Raw genomic sequence first — 6,338 nt, 5'->3', positions numbered from 1 at the left:
GGCATCTTCCTTCCCCCCTTGTGGGGGAAGGTGGCCTCGCGAAGCGAGGTCGGATGAGGGGTGTTCCAGCGGAGTGAGACGTTGGCGATTGTGTCGCCATGCTTATTTCACGAATGCTGGCGTTCCCTGGAACACCCCTCATCCGTCTCGGCGCTGCGCGCCGATCCACCTTCTCCCACAAGGGGAGAAGGAAGAAGCGGCCAATCAAAACGGGTAATGCTGGTCCGGATCCTCGATCGTCACCCAGCGCAGGTCGGTGAATTCGGCGATCGAGGCCTTCCCGCCGAAGCGGCCGTAGCCGGAGCCTTTCACGCCGCCGAACGGCATCTGCGCCTCGTCGTGGACGGTCGGGCCGTTGATATGGCAGATGCCGGCCTGGATGCGCGCGGCCACCGCCATGGCGCGGCGGATGTCGCGGCTGAAGACGGCGGAGGACAGGCCGTATTCGGTGTCGTTGGCGACGCGCACGGCCTCGTCTTCGCCCTTGACGCGAATGACCGGCTTCACCGGGCCGAAGGACTCTTCCGAATAGACGCGCATGGCGGGCGTCACGTGATCGAGGAGCGTGGCTTCCACGACCGTGCCGGTCCGCTTGCCGCCGGCGGCAAGCTTGGCACCCTTGGCGGTCGCATCGGCGATCAGCTCTTCCATCTTGTCCGCCGCCTGGCTGCTTATCAGCGAGCCGAGAACGACATGGCCGCGCGGGTCGCCGGCCGGCAATTGCGCGGCGCGCGCGGCGAGCTTGGCGACGAACTCGTCGGCGATTGTCTCGTCGACGATCAGGCGTTCGGTCGACATGCAGATCTGGCCCTGATGCATGAAGGCGCCGAAGGTTGCGGCATTCACCGCCGCGTCGATGTCGGCATCGTCCAGCACCACCAGCGGCGCCTTGCCGCCGAGCTCGAGCAGGGCCGGCTTGAGGTGGCGACCGGAGAGCTCAGCGATGATGCGGCCGACCTTGGTCGAGCCGGTGAAGTTGACGCGCTTCACCGCCGGATGCGCGATCAGCGCCTCGACGATTGCCGCGGCGTCCTTCGGGTCGTTGGTGACGACATTGACGACGCCCTTGGGCAGGCCGGCCTCGACCAGCACCTGACCGATCAGGCGATGCGTGCCCGGGCACATCTCGGAGGCCTTCAGCACCACCGTGTTGCCGCAGGCGAGCGGCATCGCAAGCGCACGCGTGCCGAGGATGACCGGCGCATTCCACGGCGCGATGCCGAGGCAGACGCCTGCCGGCTGACGGATCGCCATGGCGAGCGTGCCGGGCTTGTCGGACGGAATGACCTCGCCGGCAATCTGCGTGGTCATCGCGGCCGCCTCGCGCAGCATGTTCGAGGCGAGCATGACGTTGAAGCCGGCCCAGGGTCCGGTGGCGCCCGTCTCTTCCAACATCAGTTTCGTGAATTCGCCGACCTTCGAGGCCATGACGTCGGCTGCCTTCAAGAGTAGCGCGCGGCGTTCACCGGGTCCGGTCTTCGACCAGGCGTCGAAGGCAGCGGCCGCGGCATCGGCGGCCGCGTTGGCGTCGGCGATGCTTGCGGCAGCGGCGCGCGTCGCGAGCTTGCCGGTGAAGGGATCCAGGCGCTCATACGAGGTTTTGCCCGTTGCCGCCCGCTCGTCGCCGTCGATCAGAAGTCCAATGTCCATGGGTTTCTCCCCTCGCTCCCAATGAAGCGTTACAAAGTGGATGTTAGAAGCCAAGCACTTCCGCGTTGATCGACGCTTCGAGGCCGCCGTCGACGGGCAGATTGGCGCCATTGATCCAACGCGCCCCGTCCGAGCACAGGAACAGCACGGCCGGCGCAATGTCGCCCGACGTGCCGGCGCGGCCGACGCGGGCAATATCGCTGTCGACCTTGGAATCGCCGAGGACCGCGCGGAATTGTCTCAGGATCGGCGTCTCGACCGGGCCGGGACTGACTGCGTTGACGCGGATGCCACGGCTCTTGAACAGGTCCTGGTGCGCGGCGCGGAAGGTCCACAGGAGCAAGAGCTCCTTCGAGACGGGATAGCCTTCCTCGTTCTTCACCGCGTGGTCGGCGATCACCTTGGCCACATCGGGAAACCCCTCGACGCTGATCATCGAGGCGGCGCGGTTCAGATTGGCGCGCCAGCCATATCCGGCGATCGAGGCGACGTTGACGATGGCGCCGCCTTCTCGAAGCCTCGGCGCCATCGCTTCGGAGAGTGCGCGCAGGCCGTAGAAGTTGACGGCAAGCGTCGGCGCCGCACCTGTGTTGCCGGAGAGGCCGGCGACGTTGCAGAGCGCGTCAATGCGCTGCGGCAGCCGCGCGACGAGGTCGTCGACGCCGGCCTTTGACGAGATGTCGGCCTGGACGAAGACGCCTTGACGCCCGGCCGGCTCTCGCAGATCGACGCCGATCACATCGGCGCCGAGCTGGCCCGCCAGTTCCGCCGTGCGCGCGCCGATGCCCGAGGCGACGCCGGTGATGAGGATCGTCTTGCCGAACAGCATGCTCATGCCTTCTCCCTGTGTGCCGCAGTGGGTGCTGGTGAAATGGTCTCGCCGGTCGGATCCGCCACGCTGGTGGGAAGCCTGACGCGGTAGCCGACAGACAGCAGGCGCCAGCCGAAGCGTTCCTCGAGCGTGCCCCACAGGCCGCGCGGCAACAGCAGCGAGAAGACCAGCGCCGTGGCGCCGAGACCGATCAGGTACCAGACGCCGGTGCCGCCGAACCACGTCTCGATGATAAAGAACAGCAGCGCGCCGAGGATGGCGCCCTCGAAGGTGCCGATGCCGCCGACCAGCACCATGAAGATCATGTAGGCCGTCCACTGCACGCTGAAATAGGTTTTCGGCTGGAAGGTGATCGCGGTCGCCAGCCACAGCGCGCCGGCGACGCCGATGCCGAAGGCGGCAAGCACGAAAAGCAGCCGCTTGGTGCCGATGACGCGCACGCCGACGGAGGCTGCCGCATCCTCATTGTCGCGGATGGCGCGGATGGCGGCGCCCGTGCTGCCGCGCAGCAGGCCGAAGAGGGTCGCCAGCAGCGCCGTCATCGATGCCAGCGCAAGCCAGTAGATGGTCAGCCTGCGTGCCGATGCATCGTAGACGTTGAGCGAGATCAGCGACGTGCCGGTCTCGCCCTGGATCAGCCGGTCGAGATTGACGAGGAGATGGGTGAGCGCAGCGATCACCCACATGCCGATGGCGAATTCGCCGTTCTTCAGGCGCAGCATGAACAGCGAGATCGGCCATGAGACCGCGCCGACGATGACCGCCGAGACGAAGAGCGCGACGAACGGGTCGAGGCCGGCATTGGCAAGCCGGATGGCGAAATAGGCGCCGAGGCCGAAGAACACCTGCTGGCCGACCGAGACCAGACCGCCGAAGCCGGCCAGCGCGTTCCACATCGCGGCGAGGATCACATAGACGAACAGCGCGGTCATGCGGTCGACCGCGCCGGCCGACAGGAACTGCGGCGCGAGGGCGAGCAGCAGGACGATGGCGACGACACCGATGCCGGCGATGCGCGAGGCGGCGGTGCCGCGTTCGATGGCAGGGGAGGCGGCGTTCATGACGCCTTCCCGGTGGAGAGGCGCAGCAAGCCGCGCAGGCCGAGGCCGGAGGTGTAGAGCCGGATGAACAGCACGATCAGGAAAGCGACGTGGCCACCGATGAGGAAACCTTGCGGGTGTATCTTGGCGCCGAGCGTCTGGGCGAGGGCCAGCACGATGCCGCCGAGCAGCGTGCCCCAGAGCGAGCCGGCGCCGCCGATGACGGCCGCTTCGAAGGCGAACAGAAGCTGCGTCGCGCCGGCGTAAGGATCGAAGGTGGCGCGCATGCCCAGGAACGCGCCGGCGAGACCGACCGTGACCATGGCTATCGCCGCGGCGACGGCGTTGGCGCGTCGTGCGTCGACGCCGACGAGGCCAGCGGTATCAGGATCTTCCGAGGTCGCACGGATCGAGCGGCCTAAACCGGTGCGGGTGAGGAACAGTTGCAGTCCGCCGAGCAGGACGACGGCGGCGATGAAGATGATCACCGCGAGCTTGCCGACATAGATGCTGCCCGGCCATTCCCAGGAATCGTAGGACAGGCTGCCGATGAAGGGCGCCAGCGAGCGCGTGTCGGCGCCGAACTGTTCGAACAGGACATTGTCGATGACGATCGCAAGGCCGAAGGTGGTGAGGATCGGCAGCAGCGCGCCGCCGCGCGCGCTGCGCTCGAGCAGGAAGCGCTGCAAGGCCCAGCCGATCACCGCCATCAACGGCAGCACGATGAGCAAGCCGAGGAAAGGCGGGATGTGGAAGCGTGAGGCGAGCAGCCACAGCGCGAAGGCCGACAGCACGGCGAGACTGCCATGCGCGAGGTTGATGATGCGCATCACCGAGAACATGAAGGAGAGGCCGCAGGCGATCAGCGCGTAGTAGCCGCCGAGTAGGATGCCCTGGACGATCTGGTTCATCATGCCTGCACGCCTCCGGCGCCTTTCCGGTGCAGGCCGAAATAGGCTTTGGTCACCTCGTCGCGCGAAACGGTCTTGCTGTCGCCGGCTAGCGCGATCCGGCCCTCCAGCATGCAGATGACCCTGTTGGAGACGGAGAGCGCGCGGTTGAGATCCTGCTCGACCAGGATGATCGTCGTGCCGGAGCTGATCAGCCCCTGCAGCGAGGCATAGACGCGGTCGACGATCAACGGCGAGAGGCCGAGCGAGACTTCGTCGAGCAGGAGCAGGTCGGGATTGCTCATCAGCGCGCGGCCAATCGCGGTCGCCTGCTGCTCGCCGCCGGAGAGATGTCCGGCCTTGGCATGGCGGCGGGGCTTGAGGTTGGGGAAGGTTTCGAGCACGCGCTCGACGCTCCAGTCGCCGGCGCGGCCGGCGCTGCGGCCGAGCAGAAGGTTTTCCTCGACCGTCATCTGCACGAAGAGGCGCCGGCCTTCGGGCACCAAGGCGATGCCCTTGCGGACGCGTTCATGCGAAGGCACGCCGGAAAGGTCGGCGCCGTCGAAGACGACGCGGCCCGAGGCTGCCTGGTGCGCGCCGGCGATCGCCCTCAACAATGTCGTCTTGCCGGCGCCGTTGGCGCCGACCAGCGCCAGCGTCTCGCCGCGCTCGACGCTGAAGCTGACGCCGCGCACCGCCTGCAGCAGGCCATGCCGGACAACCAGATCCTCGACCGACAGCAGGCTCATTTCGGGCCTCCGCCGAGATAGGCGCTGATCACCTGCGGGTCGGCCATCACCGCTTGCGGCTCGCCGTCTGCGATGATCTTGCCGGCGTCCATGCAGATCAGCCGCTCGGCCACCTGCAAAAGGATATGCACGATGTGCTCGATCCAGACGATGCCGATCCTGCGGCGGCGCAATTCGCGGATCGTCTCGACCAGCTCGCCGGCCTCGCCGTCGGTAAGGCCGCCGCCGATCTCGTCGAGCAGAAGCAGGGTCGGTTTCGCGGCGAGCGCGCGGGCCAGCTCCAGCCGCTTGCGGTCGAGCAGGCCGAGCGTCTCGGCACGGCGGTTGGCGACACTGAGCATGCCGCAGAGCTTCAGCGAGCCGAGCGCTTCCTCGTAAGCCTCGTCGCGGCCGAGTCCGGCGCCGTGGGAGGCGGCGACGAAGACATTCTCGAAGGCGGTCATGCCGCTGAAGGGTTTCGGCACCTGATGGGTGCGCACCAGGCCCAGCCGGCAGCGCTGCGTTGCCGGCAGCGCCGTCACGTCATCGCCCTTGAAGGCAATCGTTCCGGCGCTTGGCGGATAGGCGCCGGAGAGCACGCTGAGCAGCGTCGTCTTGCCGGCGCCGTTGGGGCCGACGATGCCGACCGCTTCTTCGGCGCCCATGGCGAAGTCGATGTCGTCGAGCACCACAAGCGCGCCGAAGCGCTTGTGGATGCCGGCGGCGCTGAGGATCGCACCGTTGGGCGTGGCGTTCACGATGCGGTCCTCGACTTAATCAGCCGTTATACGGCTGGAGCTTGGCCCCGACCGGCACGTTCGGGTCGGTGGCGTTCTCGGTCACGACATAGTCGAGCGGGAATTTCGAGCCTTCCTTGGCGGCGACCCATTGCGTGCCGATGATCGGGCCGGGGGACACGTTGGCGACCGGGCCGCTGGTGAAATCGACCTTGCCGATCATGGTCTCGGTCTTCAGCGTGCTCAGCGCCTTGGCGACCGCCGCCTTGTCCTTGGCGTCGGTGCTCGCCTTCAGGGCTTCGAAGCCGGCGTCGAGCAGCGACATCGAGGCGCCGAGCTGCTGCGTCCACTGCTTGCCGCTCGCCGCCTCGTAACCGTCGGCAAGCTCCGTTCCCGAAACGCCGGTCAGCGGCGATTTGTACGGGAAGGCCTTGTGCCAATAGGCGGCGCTGGAAATCTTC

General features: G+C 67.2%; 6 protein-coding genes and 1 pseudogene. All 7 read right to left on the bottom strand.

Annotated features, from left to right (window positions below; genetic code table 11):
- Window positions 1-204 precede the first annotated feature (204 nt).
- Window positions 205-1,650, bottom strand: a complete 1,446-nt coding sequence (locus EOD07_RS17955) for an aldehyde dehydrogenase (protein ID WP_127236424.1) — start codon at window positions 1,648-1,650, stop codon at window positions 205-207.
- A 43-nt stretch (window positions 1,651-1,693) separates the two neighbouring features.
- Window positions 1,694-2,479, bottom strand: coding sequence for a coniferyl-alcohol dehydrogenase (locus tag EOD07_RS17950; RefSeq protein ID WP_127236425.1), 786 nt, complete (start codon window positions 2,477-2,479; stop codon window positions 1,694-1,696).
- A 2-nt stretch (window positions 2,480-2,481) separates the two neighbouring features.
- A complete protein-coding gene (locus EOD07_RS17945; protein ID WP_127236423.1) occupies window positions 2,482-3,543 on the bottom strand; it encodes a branched-chain amino acid ABC transporter permease in 1,062 nt (353 codons plus the stop codon).
- Entirely contained in the window at window positions 3,540-4,436 is an 897-nt protein-coding gene (locus EOD07_RS17940) for a branched-chain amino acid ABC transporter permease (protein ID WP_127236422.1), read from the bottom strand. Before EOD07_RS17940 ends, EOD07_RS17945 begins: the two co-directional genes overlap by 4 nt.
- Window positions 4,433-5,161 (bottom strand): ABC transporter ATP-binding protein, encoded by a 729-nt coding sequence (locus tag EOD07_RS17935; RefSeq protein WP_127236421.1) that lies wholly within the window; start codon window positions 5,159-5,161, stop codon window positions 4,433-4,435. Before EOD07_RS17935 ends, EOD07_RS17940 begins: the two co-directional genes overlap by 4 nt.
- On the bottom strand, window positions 5,158-5,898 hold the full coding sequence (locus tag EOD07_RS17930) for an ABC transporter ATP-binding protein (RefSeq protein WP_281059066.1): 741 nt from the start codon (window positions 5,896-5,898) through the stop codon (window positions 5,158-5,160). The genes EOD07_RS17935 and EOD07_RS17930 overlap by 4 nt, the downstream gene beginning before the upstream one ends.
- Before the next feature lie 19 nt (window positions 5,899-5,917).
- Window positions 5,918-6,338 (bottom strand): annotated as a pseudogene (locus tag EOD07_RS17925) (ABC transporter substrate-binding protein); the annotation flags it as partial.

Source organism: Mesorhizobium sp. M2C.T.Ca.TU.002.02.1.1 (assembly GCF_003997225.1).
This window is presented reverse-complemented; position numbering and strand designations above follow the sequence as displayed.

Coding starts and splice junctions, on each gene's coding strand:
- EOD07_RS17940 (WP_127236422.1), bottom strand. CDS start 4,436: ATGATGAACCAGATCGTCCAGGGCATCCTACTCGGCGGCTACTACGCG.
- EOD07_RS17945 (WP_127236423.1), bottom strand. CDS start 3,543: ATGAACGCCGCCTCCCCTGCCATCGAACGCGGCACCGCCGCCTCGCGC.
- EOD07_RS17950 (WP_127236425.1), bottom strand. CDS start 2,479: ATGCTGTTCGGCAAGACGATCCTCATCACCGGCGTCGCCTCGGGCATC.
- EOD07_RS17935 (WP_127236421.1), bottom strand. CDS start 5,161: ATGAGCCTGCTGTCGGTCGAGGATCTGGTTGTCCGGCATGGCCTGCTG.
- EOD07_RS17955 (WP_127236424.1), bottom strand. CDS start 1,650: ATGGACATTGGACTTCTGATCGACGGCGACGAGCGGGCGGCAACGGGC.